Annotated in this window: 18 protein-coding genes; 15 read left to right on the forward strand and 3 right to left on the reverse strand. The window is 44.1% G+C overall.

The window, feature by feature from the left end; translation table 11 throughout:
* Positions 1 to 30: 30 nt before the first annotated feature.
* From ACTD55_RS14005 to ACTD55_RS14020, 4 genes are all read left to right on the forward strand, one after another.
* Entirely contained in the window at positions 31 to 795 is a 765-nt protein-coding gene (locus ACTD55_RS14005) for a ParA family protein (RefSeq protein WP_438865004.1), read from the forward strand.
* Positions 795 to 1,544, forward strand: coding sequence for a chemotaxis protein CheW (locus ACTD55_RS14010; protein ID WP_438864957.1), 750 nt, complete (start codon positions 795 to 797; stop codon positions 1,542 to 1,544). Before ACTD55_RS14005 ends, ACTD55_RS14010 begins: the two co-directional genes overlap by 1 nt.
* 79 nt (positions 1,545 to 1,623) lie before the next feature.
* Positions 1,624 to 2,118, forward strand: coding sequence for a chemotaxis protein CheW (locus ACTD55_RS14015; RefSeq protein ID WP_438864958.1), 495 nt, complete (start codon positions 1,624 to 1,626; stop codon positions 2,116 to 2,118).
* Between the two features lie 81 nt (positions 2,119 to 2,199).
* Complete coding sequence (locus tag ACTD55_RS14020; RefSeq protein WP_438864959.1) at positions 2,200 to 2,604, forward strand: DUF2802 domain-containing protein; 405 nt, start codon at positions 2,200 to 2,202, stop codon at positions 2,602 to 2,604.
* Between the two features lie 358 nt (positions 2,605 to 2,962).
* Here ACTD55_RS14020 and ACTD55_RS14025 read toward each other — a convergent pair whose 3' ends face one another.
* Entirely contained in the window at positions 2,963 to 3,274 is a 312-nt protein-coding gene (locus ACTD55_RS14025) for an EscU/YscU/HrcU family type III secretion system export apparatus switch protein (RefSeq protein WP_438864960.1), read from the reverse strand.
* Positions 3,271 to 5,277, reverse strand: a complete 2,007-nt coding sequence (fliK, locus tag ACTD55_RS14030) for a flagellar hook-length control protein FliK (protein WP_438864961.1) — start codon at positions 5,275 to 5,277, stop codon at positions 3,271 to 3,273. The genes ACTD55_RS14025 and fliK overlap by 4 nt, the downstream gene beginning before the upstream one ends.
* Positions 5,278 to 5,412: 135 nt before the next feature.
* Between fliK and ccmA the strand changes: the two genes are divergently transcribed.
* Genes ccmA through ACTD55_RS14085 form a run of 11 tightly spaced genes read left to right on the forward strand, consistent with a single transcriptional unit; the run spans position 5,413 to position 14,219 of the window.
* A complete protein-coding gene (gene ccmA / locus ACTD55_RS14035; RefSeq protein ID WP_438864962.1) occupies positions 5,413 to 6,033 on the forward strand; it encodes a cytochrome c biogenesis heme-transporting ATPase CcmA in 621 nt (206 codons plus the stop codon).
* Positions 6,027 to 6,698, forward strand: coding sequence for a heme exporter protein CcmB (gene ccmB / locus ACTD55_RS14040; protein WP_438864963.1), 672 nt, complete (start codon positions 6,027 to 6,029; stop codon positions 6,696 to 6,698). Before ccmA ends, ccmB begins: the two co-directional genes overlap by 7 nt.
* Positions 6,698 to 7,447, forward strand: coding sequence for a heme ABC transporter permease (locus tag ACTD55_RS14045; protein WP_438864964.1), 750 nt, complete (start codon positions 6,698 to 6,700; stop codon positions 7,445 to 7,447). The genes ccmB and ACTD55_RS14045 overlap by 1 nt, the downstream gene beginning before the upstream one ends.
* 3 nt (positions 7,448 to 7,450) lie before the next feature.
* Entirely contained in the window at positions 7,451 to 7,684 is a 234-nt protein-coding gene (gene ccmD / locus ACTD55_RS14050) for a heme exporter protein CcmD (protein ID WP_438864965.1), read from the forward strand.
* The gene (ccmE, locus tag ACTD55_RS14055; protein WP_438864966.1) at positions 7,681 to 8,136 is read left to right on the forward strand and encodes a cytochrome c maturation protein CcmE; all 456 of its coding nucleotides are present in this window, start codon (positions 7,681 to 7,683) and stop codon (positions 8,134 to 8,136) included. Before ccmD ends, ccmE begins: the two co-directional genes overlap by 4 nt.
* A 13-nt stretch (positions 8,137 to 8,149) precedes the next feature.
* Positions 8,150 to 10,138, forward strand: coding sequence for a heme lyase CcmF/NrfE family subunit (locus tag ACTD55_RS14060; RefSeq protein ID WP_438864967.1), 1,989 nt, complete (start codon positions 8,150 to 8,152; stop codon positions 10,136 to 10,138).
* A gap of 5 nt (positions 10,139 to 10,143) precedes the next feature.
* Positions 10,144 to 10,716 carry a redoxin family protein gene (locus ACTD55_RS14065; RefSeq protein WP_438865005.1) on the forward strand — a complete coding sequence of 191 codons (573 nt, stop codon included), beginning with the start codon at positions 10,144 to 10,146 and terminating at the stop codon, positions 10,714 to 10,716.
* Positions 10,713 to 11,147 carry a cytochrome c-type biogenesis protein gene (locus ACTD55_RS14070; protein WP_438864968.1) on the forward strand — a complete coding sequence of 145 codons (435 nt, stop codon included), beginning with the start codon at positions 10,713 to 10,715 and terminating at the stop codon, positions 11,145 to 11,147. Before ACTD55_RS14065 ends, ACTD55_RS14070 begins: the two co-directional genes overlap by 4 nt.
* Positions 11,144 to 12,403 carry a c-type cytochrome biogenesis protein CcmI gene (gene ccmI / locus ACTD55_RS14075; protein ID WP_438864969.1) on the forward strand — a complete coding sequence of 420 codons (1,260 nt, stop codon included), beginning with the start codon at positions 11,144 to 11,146 and terminating at the stop codon, positions 12,401 to 12,403. The genes ACTD55_RS14070 and ccmI overlap by 4 nt, the downstream gene beginning before the upstream one ends.
* A complete protein-coding gene (locus ACTD55_RS14080) occupies positions 12,400 to 13,176 on the forward strand; it encodes an MlaA family lipoprotein (protein ID WP_438864970.1) in 777 nt (258 codons plus the stop codon). Before ccmI ends, ACTD55_RS14080 begins: the two co-directional genes overlap by 4 nt.
* Positions 13,177 to 13,202: 26 nt before the next feature.
* Entirely contained in the window at positions 13,203 to 14,219 is a 1,017-nt protein-coding gene (locus ACTD55_RS14085; RefSeq protein WP_438864971.1) for an SDR family oxidoreductase, read from the forward strand.
* Between the two features lie 188 nt (positions 14,220 to 14,407).
* Here ACTD55_RS14085 and galE read toward each other — a convergent pair whose 3' ends face one another.
* Positions 14,408 to 15,421 (reverse strand): UDP-glucose 4-epimerase GalE, encoded by a 1,014-nt coding sequence (galE, locus tag ACTD55_RS14090; protein ID WP_438864972.1) that lies wholly within the window; start codon positions 15,419 to 15,421, stop codon positions 14,408 to 14,410.
* Positions 15,422 to 15,427: the final 6 nt, after the last annotated feature.

A 15,427-nucleotide genomic window follows, 5' to 3' on the forward strand; every position in this document is an offset into this window, starting at 1 on the left:
CAATAAAACCATATTGAAGCGAGCTTGATATTGAAAGTCTGGACGGTTGCCAATCAGAAAGGAGGGGTAGGTAAAACTACCACCACCGTGACGTTGGGCGGTTTATTAGCGCAGCAAGACAAAAGAGTGCTTTTGATTGATACCGACCCACAAGCATCTATGAGCTATTATTTCGGGATTGATTCGGAGCAATTGACCAGCAGTGTCTACGATGTATTTATGGCGGGCAGTAGCCCTAGTCGAGAAAACGTGTTGGATTGTCTTTGTCCCACTAAACTAGACTCTTTATTTTTGTTACCTGCAACCATGAATTTATCTACTTTGGATCGGAAGCTTGGTAGTAAAAGTGGCATGGGATTGATTCTACGCAAAGCGATTCAAACATTGGTCGATGATTTTGATTATGTCATTATTGATTGTCCACCCACGTTGGGGGTGTCAATGGTGAATGCTTTGGCCGCGTGTGACCGTATTTTAGTGCCGGTACAGACTGAATTTTTGGCCCTTAAAGGGTTAGAACGAATGATGCATACTCTCGAAATTATGGCCAAAACACTGGCTCGTGAATTTGACTATACAATTGTACCGACTATGTATGATAAACGGACTAATGCGGCACTAGAGGCATATCAATCGCTGCGTGCCAGTTATGGTGACAGTGTCTGGTCTGCGGTTATTCCGGTGGATACACGCCTCCGTGAAGCCAGCCAGGCTCAGATGCCGCCGTCAGTGCACTGTCCCAAGTCACGAGGCGTATACTGTTATAACAATTTATTAAATTATCTGGACAGTTAATGACAAAAGGTTCATTTGCGAAAGAAGAGGTAATGGAAGAATACCTCTCATCATTATTAACCGAAGAACCGGCTCCGGCAGATGTGCTGGTTGAACAAAAGACGGTTCAGCACTTACTTGAACAGGTAGCCTCCGAACAAGAAAAAGACAAACTAAATCAACAGGTTGAATTAGCTCAAAATCGCCCTGTCGCTAAAGTAATTGAAGATTCGGCCGACAAGACTGATACCTTGGTCGAAAATATGGAAACCTCACCCGATGGTCAGGCGACATCGGTTAAAGCTTATCGACAAGGGGCATTTCAAGCGTTGTTTTTTAAGCTGGCGGGGTTAACGTTGGCCGTGCCTTTAACAGAGTTAGGCGGCATTCATAATTTGGAAAAGCCTAAACCACTGTTTGGCAAACCCGATTGGTTTTTGGGAATGATGTTGCACCGCGAAGAACAGTTAAGTGTTATTGATACCGCTAAATGGGTAATGCCAGAGAGAATGGATAATAAACTGGCAGAATCGCTAAAATATCAATATCTTATAATGTTAGGGGAAAGTCATTGGGGATTGGCTTGTGAATCGCTAATTAATACGGTTACGCTGCAACAGGAAGATGTGAAGTGGCGTGAAGTTGACGGTAAACGACCTTGGTTGGCAGGGTTGGTTAAAGATAAAATGTGTGCATTGATTGACGTGCAACAAATGATTGCCCTGCTTGAGCATGGCAGCATTTCTGGCAGTAAAGATAATAAACATTAATTATTCAGTATGTTATATCTTAATCAAGCTAATATAATGAATGATAGTGACAGACGCAGCTTGCAAGGGAGCAAGTCTTATGAGTGAAAATAAAAACTTTAACAGTACAAGCGGTGATGTAAACGATGAAGTCTTGCAGTGGGTAACCTATCGCTTAGGCGAAGAAACCTATGGCATCAATGTGATGCAAGTTCAGGAAGTGTTACGTCATACTGAGATAGCGCCGGTTCCTGGTGCACCTGATTATGTATTAGGCATTATTAACCTGCGCGGTAATGTTGTTACCGTTATTGATACTCGCTCACGCTTTGGATTGCCCTCTACAGATGTGACGGATAACTCACGTATTGTCATCATTGAATCAGAACAGCAGGTGGTAGGTATTTTGGTCGACAGTGTGGCGGAAGTGGTTTACTTACGCTCTTCTGAAATTGCCAGTGCGCCAAATGTGGGAACGGAAGAAAGCGCTAAGTTTATTCAAGGAGTCAGCAATCGAGATGGTGAGCTACTAATCTTGGTCGATTTGAATAAATTACTATCTGATGAAGAATGGAACGAAATCAGTAATATATAATGATGTAATTAATGATTAAAGCCTGTCCAGTTTATCAGGCTTTTTTTATGCCTTTTAGTCCCTGACTCGCGGATAAATACTATGACAGATTGGTATTATGGGCTCATGTTGTTGGCCGTGATAATAATATTACTGCTGTGGGTACACTTGCATTCGCAGCGTCGAATCAATCAACTCCAACAAAAATGGCAGGAACAACGTAAAACTATACTGGAATTAACCACTGAACAGCAGTTCTTGCGCGAATCAATTCATGAATTACGTACGGGCTCATTAGGGGTAGGGCAGAAAGTTCAGGATTTGGTAAAACAGTTACAAGTCACACAAGCCAGACAAGATGAACTCAAGGATCAGGATCCTGAAAGCAAACTCTATGGCCAGGCGGCTCGAATGGCTCAGCAGGGAGCCAGTGCCGAAGAGATTATGCACGAGTGCGAGTTACCTAAAGCCGAAGCTGAACTGTTGGTTCAATTACACAAGAAGTAAGCTTTTTGAGCTACGAGCTACGAGCTACGAGCTACGAGCTACGAGCTACGAGCTACGAGTTACGAGAACATAAAAAGCTAATGCGCTGAATAGATTCTGCAATCCATTTAAGCAACATCAAAAAATGATAATTGGGCGTCGCGTTGGCGACAGCAACCAAAGGGGAAAAAGCCGCTTCCCCTTTGGAATTCTCCGGGCATAAATAAACATCACTCACCTGATACTTTAATGTGCTGGCATAAAATAGCCGAATAATGCTTAGGGCGAAATCGGAATAGCAAAGTTACCTTTGGCCGCTTCAAAATAGGGGGCGCAGGATGTGGCACGAAAAAGGTATGGATGCAGTTGGTGTAGCCAATTAAGTTGTGGCTTTAAATTGACCAGGAGCATGTTGCCAGCCTTCCGGGAATTTTCCTTGTAGTACATAAGAAAACGCAATCAATTCAGCTATGACATGATATAGCTCTTCGGGGATTTGCTGACCTAAATCCAAACGTCCCAAAAAATCGGACAGGTGCTGATCTTCGTGTATCAATACACCACTTTGTTTGGCCAGTTGAATTATTTCGTCGGCTAAATCGCCAAACCCTTTGGCAATGACTTCGGGCGCATCTCCAGGCTGATATTTTAATCCGATCGCTTTTCTAGTTTTATTATCTTCCGATTTCATACTTTGGTCTCGAATAATTGATAGGGGCGTTGCTGTAAAGTAGCGGGAATTTTACCAAGCTGGCACTGACTTCTTGATACCTCAATTTGCAAGGCTTTAAAGCGTTTTTTTAACAGTGGTAAAAAATTCATCAATTGATGCAGGGTATCTTGATTGGAGGTATAAAAATCCAGTTCCAATTGATTTTTTTGTAATACGGCTTTGGTCAATACCTCCCCTAAGCTACCAATATCTAACTTCATGGTTAGATGCCAACGTTGACCGCTTTTCTTGGCGGATTTTTTCTTATCCGACGATTCAGGTTCACGGCGGATCAGTAATTCAACATCCTTGCGTTCGGCCCCTTGCCCGGTAGAAAAGTTATAAAACAGGTTGTCTTGACCTTGCAGTTGCTGTTCGGCACTGGCAATTTTATTGCCTTGGTGATTGGCGAGTAAACGTGACAGCGTTTTGCTTAGTTGTTGCTGTTGTTCAAGTTGTGACATATCGCGCAAATTGCGGCCAGTCACATTACTATTGGTCGTGCCGGCTGTTTTATCGCCTAATAAGGTGCTGATGGCATCGGCTAATTTATCGCTTTGTGCGGGTTGGTTTCGCGCTAATCTGGCGGCCAATGATAATTGCAACATCGCCACTATTCCGGCAACAAATCCTTGTGTAGGCGGAGGACTAACTAATTGAATAGGAGTGATGGGTAAGGCGCTGCTAGTTAACAGTGCTTTTAGTTGCTGATGTTCGGGCTCTTTCCCCTGGGGTTGGGTTTGCTCAATTTGCTGGAACAATTTCTCGATTAAGGGCTTGAGTTCGGGGGATTTAGCAATGAGTGGATCATTGACGATACGCTCTAACTGATTCATTAATTTTGTGGGCGAATCTTGTTGTGGCTGCAGTTGGCGCAATAATGTCTGTAGGGTTTGAGGGATCGTTGTTTGCCTTGGTGAGGTGGCCGAATCGGTCAATGTTGGAGTCAAGCTTCCATTAACACTTTGCGCCGATTTGACTGGTAATAATTCAACAATCTGTTTGGCCTGTTGCTTAGTCAATTCGATACTGGCCAGGGGTTTATCTTTAGGTTGTATCTGCAATATGGGTTGATTCGCCGAATTGATTTTGACACTGAGTTGCGGCTTGTCGTCGGCTGCCAACCACTGGTTTAATGTCGTTTGCACATTGCTTGGCAGTAAAGGGGCTAATTTGGCCACTATATTACTCGGTAACATCAACCCTTTACTGGCACTGATGGCGCCTAATAATTGTTGGGCACTTTCAGGCATTAACGCAATTGGTCGTTGGGCTTTGTTTTGCTGGTTAATGATGACTAGTTGCCATTCCTTGCCTTGTGGCCTGAGTTCCAAGGTGACTTGCTGGCCAAGTTGAAGCTTTTGCGGGTTAGCCACCGGTAATGCAATCTGTAAATCTTGTTTAGCGCTAGCGTTGTTAAAGGCAGGGGGCGTCGTGTGACGTTGTTGCTGAGTGTTGCCCAACTCCATATTGGTGGTTAATGGAGACTTCGCTTGTGCGGTTAGCAGGGGCAATAGCTTTTGCAACACCGCTTGTTGAATTGGCTGTTTGTTATCTGCAGATAAAAGACTTAATTCAATGCTCTGAGCACTGATATTGGTAATCAGTGCATTAAGCTGGATAGCTGAGGTTGCCGCGCTTTTTAATTGTAATGGCGGAATTTGCAATAATTGCTGAAACAAGGTGTCTTTAATGGCCAACTGTATGGGGGCGGCTTTTTCGGTAGCGAAAAAGAGCAGTAACTGGTTATTTTTACCAAGTTGTAATTGATATTGTTGGCCGTTTTGCAATTCGCCGCTTAATTGAGCGTTGCTGACTTGTTGCTGACCATTAGCACTGATTAATAATAGTTGTTCCCCGCTCAGATGTTTAACCAACACATCTATTGCTTGCTGATTGACCGCCGACTGTCTAGGGGACTGAAAGAGTTGTTGCAACGCATTACTGAGTTGTTGTAATGAAAATGAAGGAGCATCTGGCATGTTAATCTATCGGCCCAAGTGGTGATGTACTTAATGTTTTTTATTTGTTCAGCTTAGCATACAGAAAAATGCGATTTCGTCTTGCATTATGCTATTATTCCGGCCGTTTTTTGGGATTCAATTCAGAGGTTTGACTTGGCATTGTTGGTAGCGGAACAACTAACCTGTGTTAAAAGCGATCGGGTGTTATTTAGTCAGCTCAATCTAACGGTTCAGCCAGGCCAAATTCTGCATTTGCAGGGTCCAAACGGTGCCGGAAAAACCAGTTTGTTACGTATTTTGGTCGGTTTAAGTCAGGCTCAAAACGGACAGGTGTTATTTGAACAAATGCCACTTCCAGCGCATCCGGATATTCAGTCAAAAATACTTTATATTGGGCATAAAACTGGTTTAAATCAGAACCTTAGTGCCCTGGAAAACTTGCAATTCTGGACCAAGTTACAAGGCATAAATCCATTACCTGATTTGTATTCCATCTTACAAACTTTAGGCTTGGTTGGCTTGGAAGATATTCCTGTTGCACATTTATCCGCTGGTCAACAGCGTCGTGTGGCATTAGCAAAATTATGGTTAAAATCAGCTCTGCTGTGGGTATTGGATGAACCTTTCACCGCGTTAGATATTGAGGCAATAGAGTTGATTGAGCAAAAAATGCAGTCCCATGTTAGCCAGAACGGAGCGGTGATCCTCACCTCGCATCAAGTCTTAAAACAGCAACAACACGTCGAAACTCAATTGATGGAGTATCAATGGTAGCCGGTCAGTTGTACGCAGTATTTAAGCGAGATATGTTATTGGCATTTCGGCAGCGCTCCGAGTTATTGCAACCATTGATGTTTTTTGTGTTGGTGATCACCTTATTTCCGCTTGGCGTCGGACCTGGGCCTTTAGTACTGCAAAAAATAGGAGCCGGGGTGATATGGGTAGCGGCATTGTTATCAGCCTTATTAGGGCTGGAACGCTTGTTCAGAGATGATTTTTCCGATGGGACGTTAGAACAATTAATGATCTGCGGCTGTCCGATGAGCTTGGTCGTGCTGGTTAAAGTGTGTGGGCACTGGTTAGTGAGTATATTGCCATTGTTGTGTATTTCACCTTTATTGGCCTTATTTTTGAATTTAACCGTCGATATGTATTGGGCACTATTGCAAACTTTATTGATAGGTACACCACTGTTAAGTTTTGTTGGAGGGATTGGCGTAGCACTGACCGTCGGAGTCAGAAAAGGTAATGTCTTATTAAGTTTATTGTTATTACCCTTGTTTGTGCCTTTACTCATTTTTGCTACGGCGGCGGTGGATGCCGCTGCTTTGCAATTACCTTATAATGGTCAACTAGCCTTGTTGGCGTCTTTGTTGTTATTAGCAATAGGTTTGGCGCCACTGGCGACAGCCTATGCATTAAAAGTGAGTCAAAACTAATGTGGAAATGGTTACATCCGTACGCTAAAACCGAGCGTACGTTCCAGTTATGTAATACCTTGTTGCCTTGGTTTGCCTATCCCGCCGCGGTATTATTGATGGTTGGCTGTATCTGGGGACTTGCCTACGCGCCAGCGGATTATCAGCAAGGGGATGCCGCACGTATTATGTATATTCACGTCCCTTCAGCCATTTTATCCATGAGTACTTATGCCGTGATGGCTATTGCGGCGCTTATCGGTTTGGTATGGCAAATCCGCACTGCAGATATGGCGGTGGCTGCGATTGCCCCTGTGGGCGCGGTGATGACTTTTATCGCATTGTTGACCGGTGCTGCGTGGGGAAAGCCCATGTGGGGAACCTGGTGGGTATGGGATGCCCGCTTAACGTCAGAATTAATTTTATTGTTTATGTACTTTGGGGTGATGGCTTTATACAACTCTTTTGATGATAAACAGCAGGGGGCCAAGGCCGCAGGTATTTTGGCGTTGGTTGGAGTAATTAATTTACCTATCATTCATTATTCGGTGGAATGGTGGAATACACTCCATCAAGGTGCATCCATTAGCAAGTTTGAGAAACCTTCGGTGGATCCACAAATGTTGTGGCCATTGCTAATTTGTCTTGTGGGGTTGGCATTGTTAATTGCCACGATGAGTTTAATGGCATTACAGAATGAAATATTACGCCGTGAAAAGCATCGTCCTTGGGTGCAGCAGTGGGTACAGCAAAGGATAAAGGGAAAATAATCGATGCAGTTTGATAGTTGGGGCCAGTTTATTGGCATGAATGGTTATGGTTTCTTTGTCTGGTTATCCTTTGGGATCAGTGCGTTAGCGGTATTGCTGTGTATTGTTATTAGCCGTTATAACCGGCGTGAAATTATTCGAAGCATTATGCAGGCTCAACTCCGTAAAGAACGGATTTTGCAAGCCGAACAAGATAAAAACCAATCCGAGTCCGTGATCAGGAAGAGCAGTATATGAATCCCAGAAGACAAAAACGTCTGTTTGCCGTTATCGCTATCGTAGCCATTATTGGTGGAGCAATCAGTTTAATGCTGTATGCGTTGAATCAGAATATTGATTTATTTTACACCCCCTCGGAAATTCTTGATGGTAAAGATGGTCAGGTGCCTCATGTGGGGCAGCGATTGCGTATTGGTGGCATGGTTGTTGTTGGTTCAGTGCAACGGCATGAAGAAACCCTCGATGTGAGCTTTCGTTTAACCGATACCGGACCAGAAGTAACGGTGCTTTATCATGGTTTGCTACCCGATTTATTCCGTGAAGGACAAGGCATAGTCGCTACAGGTGTATTGCAAAGTGCCAATGTCATTAAAGCCGAAGAAGTCCTGGCCAAGCACGATGAAGAGTATATGCCACCGGAAGTGGCTGAAGCGGTTAAAGGGATCAAACACGTTAACCCTAATCAGTAATGAGGCATGACAGATGATAGGTGAAGTAGGTCATTTTAGCTTAGTACTAGCCTTATTAATGGCGATGTTACTGGCGGTTTACCCCATGTGGGGCGCGCAGAAAAATCATCCACAAATGATGGCATTAGCGAAACCCTTGGCAATCGGGGTATTTTTATTTACCTTGATCGCCTATGCCTGTTTAACATGGGGGTTTATTTCCAATGATTTCACCCTCAATTATGTCGCTCAAAATTCCAATAGCCTGTTGCCTATTTACTATCGTATTACTGCAGTGTGGGGTGGTCACGAGGGCTCTTTTCTATTATGGGTACTGATTTTCTCTATCTGGACAGCCGCTGTCGCATTGTTTAGTCGAGCAATGCCTATTGCGATGGTAGCCCGAGTATTATCGATTCTTGGGTTGGTGGCAGTGAGTTTTTATTTATTTATATTAATTGCCTCAAATCCTTTTGAACGCATGTTGCCGTTTTTTCCAGTTGATGGCCGTGATCTGAATCCGTTACTGCAAGATATCGGGATGATTATTCATCCTCCCATGCTGTACATGGGGTATGTAGGATTTTCTGTCACCTTTGCTTTTGCCATTGCTGCACTTATATCCGGTAAGTTGGATTCCACTTGGGCTCGTTGGTCTCGTCCATGGACGCTGGCGGCATGGATCTTTTTGACTATCGGGATTGCTTTAGGCAGCTGGTGGGCGTACTACGAACTTGGTTGGGGCGGCTGGTGGTTTTGGGATCCGGTGGAAAACGCCTCTTTTATGCCTTGGCTGATTGGTACCGCGTTATTGCATTCATTAGCGGTGACCGAAAAACGCAAAATATTTCAGTCTTGGACAATATTGCTGGCCATTGCAGCCTTTTCATTAAGCCTGTTGGGAACCTTTCTGGTTCGTTCAGGGGTTTTGGTCTCCGTCCACTCCTTTGCCAGTGATCCAACCCGTGGCTTGTTTATTCTGGGTATTTTAGTGCTGACAATTGGCGGGTCGTTATTACTTTACGCTATCCGTGCCCCCGGATTTAAAAGTGCCGGACAATATCGCACCTGTTCTCGTGAAGTAATGATGATGGGCAACAATGTATTGCTAACCGCAGCAGCGTTAGTGGTGTTATTAGGTACCTTATTGCCGTTAGTACATAAAGAATTAGGCTTAGGCTCTATTTCTATCGGGGCGCCATTCTTCGATCAAATGTTTACCTATTTGATTGTGCCTTTTGTATTTTTATTAGGTGTTGGCCCTATTTCTCGCTGGAAAAATCAATCACCCGCGGCTCTTAAAAATCGTTTATTGCTGGCATTGGGGCTGAGCCTTAGTGCGGCTATTTTAGTTAATCAAAGTTATTCAGAGCTGTCCTATATGGCAACATTGGGGACACTTTTATCCTTCTGGATTGTGATTACCAGTGTACAGGAAGTGTTGCAACGAGTTGGTAAAAGCGGCCTGTCTATCAGCAGTTTATCTTCATTGACTCGCAGCCATTGGGGCATGGTCACCGGGCATGTAGGCTTTGCTATTTCGTTAATCGGGATTGCCATTACCAGTCAGTACAGTGTTGAAAAAGATGTGCGAATGGCGGTGGGCGAAAGTGCCGAATTAGCGGGTTACCATTTTGTATTTAACGGTGTGAAACAGTTAAAAGGCCCTAATTACAATGGTTATGTTGGCTTGGTGGACGTGCATGAAGGTGAGCATGTTGTTGCCACTATGCAGGCTGAGAAACGTTTTTATCCGGTGCAACGCTCGATGATGACCGAAGCGGCAATCGACACCAGTTTTTCACGGGATTTATATGTCGCTTTGGGTGAGCAACTGAATAATGGCGATTGGGGATTACGTTTGTATGTGAAGCCGCTGGTCAGCTGGATTTGGATTGGCGCTTTTATCATGGCCATTGGTGGCTTGCTTTCTATATCGGATAAACGTTATCGCATGGCAACTGTGTTCTTACGTGGTCGTTCAGCGGAAAAAGCGCTTAAACAGGCTGAGGCACCCGCGTGATGAAAATAAATAAATACTGGTATTTTATTTTGCCCTTGGGGGCATTTTTACTGATTAGCGTGTTTTTATTCAGTGGTTTGTTTTCCAATCCCCGTTATGTAAATGAAAGTCAGGTAGACCGACAAGCGCCGTCTTTTAATCTGCCGGATGTGATGGATGCGTCACGCCATTACGATCAGCATATTTTTGAAGGTCAAGTCACCCTGTTAAACGTTTGGGGGGTATGGTGCGTGACCTGTGCCGTTGAATTACCTTACTTAACTCAATTACGTGAACAAGGTGTGCGAATTGTTGGCTTGTATTATGAGCAGGAAATTGATCCTGATTTTGGGGCTAAACCTTTGCCGCAAATACAGCGCGAAGTCCAGCAGCAACTAGACAAGCTAGGTAATCCGTATCAATTTAATATTTTTGATTTTGACCGCTCTTATTCACTGGATCTGGGGGTAACAGGGGCACCGGAAACATATTTAATTGATCAAACGGGCAAAATCCGTTTACACCATATTGGCGACGTGAATGCCCGAGTGTGGCAGGAAAAAATTTATCCTCTTTATCAGCAGTTGAGTAAGCAATGAAGTATCTGATCTATCTGGGCATACTGTTATGCACGTTTGCCGTTACCGCGGTAGAAGAAATTTACCAGTTTGATAATCCCCAGCAACAGGCGTTGTTTGCAGAATTATCTCATCAGTTACGTTGTCCGAAATGTCAAAATCAGAATATTGCCGACTCCAATGCGTTAGTGGCACTGGACTTAAAACGTAAAGTGTATCAGCTCGTGCAGCAAGGCCAGAGTAAGCAACAAATTGTGGATTATATGAAAGAGCGTTATGGCGAATTTGTGTATTACCAACCGCCAGTGACACCGGCGACATTAGTTTTATGGGTTCTTCCGGCGTTATTGGTCGTAGTCGGGTTTGGCTTTTTATTACGTCGCCGTAAAACCACCGATATTAATCAAGATAGTATTGCCCAAGCGGATAAGCTGCTGGAGAAAGAACAATGATGGTATTTTTCTTGGCCGCTGCCAGTTTGTTGTTGCTTGCCTTGTTATTGATTGTGGTTCCGTACTGGCGGGCGAAAAAACGTCAGCAAGAGATTGCGACAGATCAACAGCAAATGAATATAGAGCTGACTCGCCAACGGCTGAGCGAATTACAACGTGAAAATCAGCAAGGTTTGTTATCTGATGCCGATCAGATAGAGGCAGAAAAAGAACTAAAAAGCGCATTAGTCGACGAATACCAGCAAACTGAAGCTACAACACACTTTCACCGTTCAGGATGGTTACAGGGGATTGTCGCGATAGTGATGCTATGCATCGTGGCGACGGTTTACTGGCATTCCAATCAATTAGCTAAAATGGAACATTGGCAAGAGGCTATTAAGCAATTTCCGTCTTTGGCTAAACGAGCCGTGATGCAAGCTGACCAAAGCGTAACGGAACAGGAACTAACCGACCTTGCCCTGGGGTTGCGCACAACCCTACAGGATAAACCCGATGACGCCGTCGCGTGGTTGCTGCTGGGGCGAGTGTATAATGCAATTGGATATGTTGAGCCCGCTATTGCTGCCTTTGAACGCTCTTTGGAGCTTAATCCTGAGCATATAGGAGCTAAAATTAGTTTGAGCCAGTCATTGGTTATGACCAATCAACCGGCACAATTACAACGAGCAAAGGGATATTTGCAACAAGTGTTAGCCCAAGATGAGTCGGATGCTGATGCCATAGGCCTGTTAGCGATTGTTGCTAGCCAATTGGGCGAAAATGAACTGGCGATCAAAAATTGGCAAAAATTACTGCAACAGGTGCCACCAAGTGATCCAATGTATCAATCTATCGCTCAGCGCATTAGCGAGCTGCAGCCCGATTCGCCAGAAAGTAGCCATACAGCTGACGATACGCAGACCGCTTTCACATTAACGGTGAATGTTGCCGAAACCTTGCGCAGTAAGATACCTAAACAGGGATTTGTGGTGGTATTCGCACAAAATGCCGAAACAAACATGAAAATGCCCGCTGCGGTAATTAAGCAACCTTTAAATCAATGGCCTGTGACGGTTGAATTAACCGATAATAACGCCATGTTAGCTACCTATAAATTATCTGATCTTAAACAGGCACGTTTGGTTGCCCGTATTTCGCTAGATGATAATGTGCAAAAGGCATTAGGTGATCTGCAAGGCGAAATCGTTTTACCCGTGCAGGCGGGACAGAATGTTTCAGCCAATATTATGATTAATCAGGAAGTGACTCAGTGAAGAAATTATCCCCGCTATTGGTTCTGACGCTCGTAATCGGACTTGGTGGTTGTGCCAATAAGCAGGCTGTTGAGCAGCAAGTTGAGAGTAATCAAACGACTCAGTACGTTGATCAGCGCGACCCGTTTGAATCTTTTAACCGTGATATGTGGACCTTTAACTGGGATATTTTAGATAAAAATATTCTGCGGCCGGTGAGTTTATCTTACGCCCGCAACATGCCTTCATTTGCACGTAAAGGGCTATATAACTTTGCCTTAAATTTGGAAGAACCGGGCAATGTGATCAATAACCTGTTACAAGGTAAAGTGGCTGATTCGTTGATTAGTTTGGGGCGTTTTTTACTCAACTCGACGTTTGGTTTGTTAGGCACTCTGGATGTGGCAACCGATGCGGGCATTGCCCGTCATGACGAAAGCTTTGCTGAAACACTGGGCGTGTGGGGATTCGGTTCCGGCCCCTTTTTGATGTTACCGGCACTCGGTCCTAGCGATGTGAGAGATAGTTCAGGTAAATTGGTGGAAGGGGCTTATTTCCCGCTAGATACCACAATTTATATTTCGTTTACGTCCAATTTGATCAAAGCGCTAGAAAAACGGGCTTCTCTGGTTGATCAGGAACAGTTATTAAATGATGCGGTTGACCCCTATGCATTAATGAAGAATGTCTATTTTCAGGATCAGCAATTTAAAATACTCGATGGCAAAGTAAAAACCACACAGGAAGAACAAGATCTAAACGACGATATCGATTCCTATCTGGATAATTTATAAGCTAAAGCTCACGTTAAGGAACTAACATGAATCAATTTGCACATATAACACAGAAATTGACGCAGCAACCACATAAATGGCTCGTCACCGGTGTCGCCGGGTTTATTGGTTCCAATTTACTTGAAGCCTTGCTGAAACTTGATCAGCAAGTTGTCGGGCTGGATAACTTTGCCACTGGCCATCAAAAAAATCTGGATGAAGTGCAACGTTTGGTTAGTGCAAAACAATGGCAAAATTTTCGGATGATTGAAGGGGATATACGTGATGCCGAGACTTGTAATAAAGCCATTGATGGTGTGCAACATGTGCTTCATCAGGCGGCGTTAGGCTCTGTACCTCGTTCATTAAATGATCCTGCCACCACTAATGATGTGAATATCAGCGGCTTTTTGAATATGTTAATTGCGGCAAAAGAACATCAGGTAGGGTCTTTTGTCTATGCGGCGTCCAGTTCGACCTATGGTGATCATCCAGCTTTGCCAAAAGTGGAACAAAATATTGGTAATCCATTGTCACCCTATGCGGTGACCAAATACGTCAACGAATTATATGCTGATGTGTTTGCCCGCTCCTATGGTTTTTATGCGACAGGTTTACGTTACTTTAATGTTTTTGGTCGTCGTCAGGATCCTGATGGTGCCTATGCTGCGGTAATCCCTAAATGGACCGCGGCAATGACTAAAAATGAGCAGGTTGCAATTAATGGCGATGGCGAAACCAGCCGCGACTTTTGTTATATCGACAATGTCGTGCAAATGAATATTTTAGCGTCCATGACTTCACTTGAAAGCAGTCAAGTATTCAATGTTGCAGTGGGAGATCGTACTAGTCTAAATGAGTTATTTGATGCGATTAAGCAAGCCTTAAAACAACAAGGAATTGATTATCCGTCCGAGCCGGTATATCGGGATTTTCGCGCCGGTGATGTACGCCATTCGCAAGCAGATATTAGTAAAGCAAAATCAATGCTCGGTTATGATCCTAAATTTCGGATTGCGGAAGGGATTAATCTGACCATGCCATGGTATGTGGAGAATGTGTAGGGTAATTTAGCTACGAGCTACGAGCCAAACGCGTAGACAAGGCTATATGAGTTTATTTCCGTACACCCTTAGTCTTGTCGAAGGGGCAGGGCGAACGGTTTGTTTTAGTTATGTCATCCCCGCATGTTGTTAGCGGGGATCCAGTGCGTTTTCTTTAGCTCGTCGCTCGAAGCCCAACACTTGTCGCTTTACTTATATCCATTCGGATTTTTTGACTGCCAGCGCCAGGTATCTTCACACATTTCATTGATGCCTTTATGGGCCTGCCAGCCTAATGCTGTTTTGGCCAGATTGGGATCGGCATAACAGGCAGCGACATCCCCGTCGCGGCGCGGACAAATTTGATAGGGAACCGGTTTGTTACTCGCTTGTTCGAAGGCGGTGACCATATCCAGCACCGAATAGCCTACTCCAGTGCCAAGATTATAGGTAACCAGACCGACATTCTGTTGGAGTTTCTCAATCGCTTTAAGATGGCCGTTAGCCAAATCTTCTACATGAATATAATCTCGTACGCCTGTTCCATCCGGAGTATCGTAATCATCACCAAACACCGATAATAATTCACGTTTACCAACTGCCACCTGGGCGATAAAAGGCATTAAATTATTAGGAATGCCATTGGGATCTTCACCAATCAGGCCTGACTCATGGGCTCCCACAGGGTTAAAATAACGCAATAAAGCAATATTCCAGCCGTTATCGGCAATGTATATATCCTTGAGGATATTTTCTATCATCAATTTGGATTGCCCATAAGGATTGGTCGGTTTACCTTCGGGCATTGATTCATTCAATGGCAAGCTAACGGGATCGCCATAGACGGTAGCGGAAGAGCTAAACACCAGGTTCTTAACGCCATATTCAGCCATTACTTCAAATAAGGTCACCGATCCCATCACATTATTGCGATAGTATTGTAGAGGATGTTGTACCGATTCACCTACCGCCTTTAAGCCCGCAAAATGAATAACCGAATCGATAGAAAACTGCTGGAATAACGAGTGAAGTGCGTTTTTATCGCATATATCGCCTTGTATAAATGTGACTTTCTTACCGGTAATACTTTCGACGCGACGCAATGATTCCTGACTGGCATTACATAGATTATCTAGCACAATAACCTGATAACTGGCTTGCAGCAGCTGTAATACGGTGTGACTACCAATATAACCAGCTCCGCCAGTAACTAAAATATTCATGTTCAA

The sequence above is a fragment of the Neptunicella sp. genome, assembly GCF_048268085.1.
Taxonomy (GTDB): Bacteria; Pseudomonadota; Gammaproteobacteria; order Enterobacterales; family Alteromonadaceae; genus Neptunicella.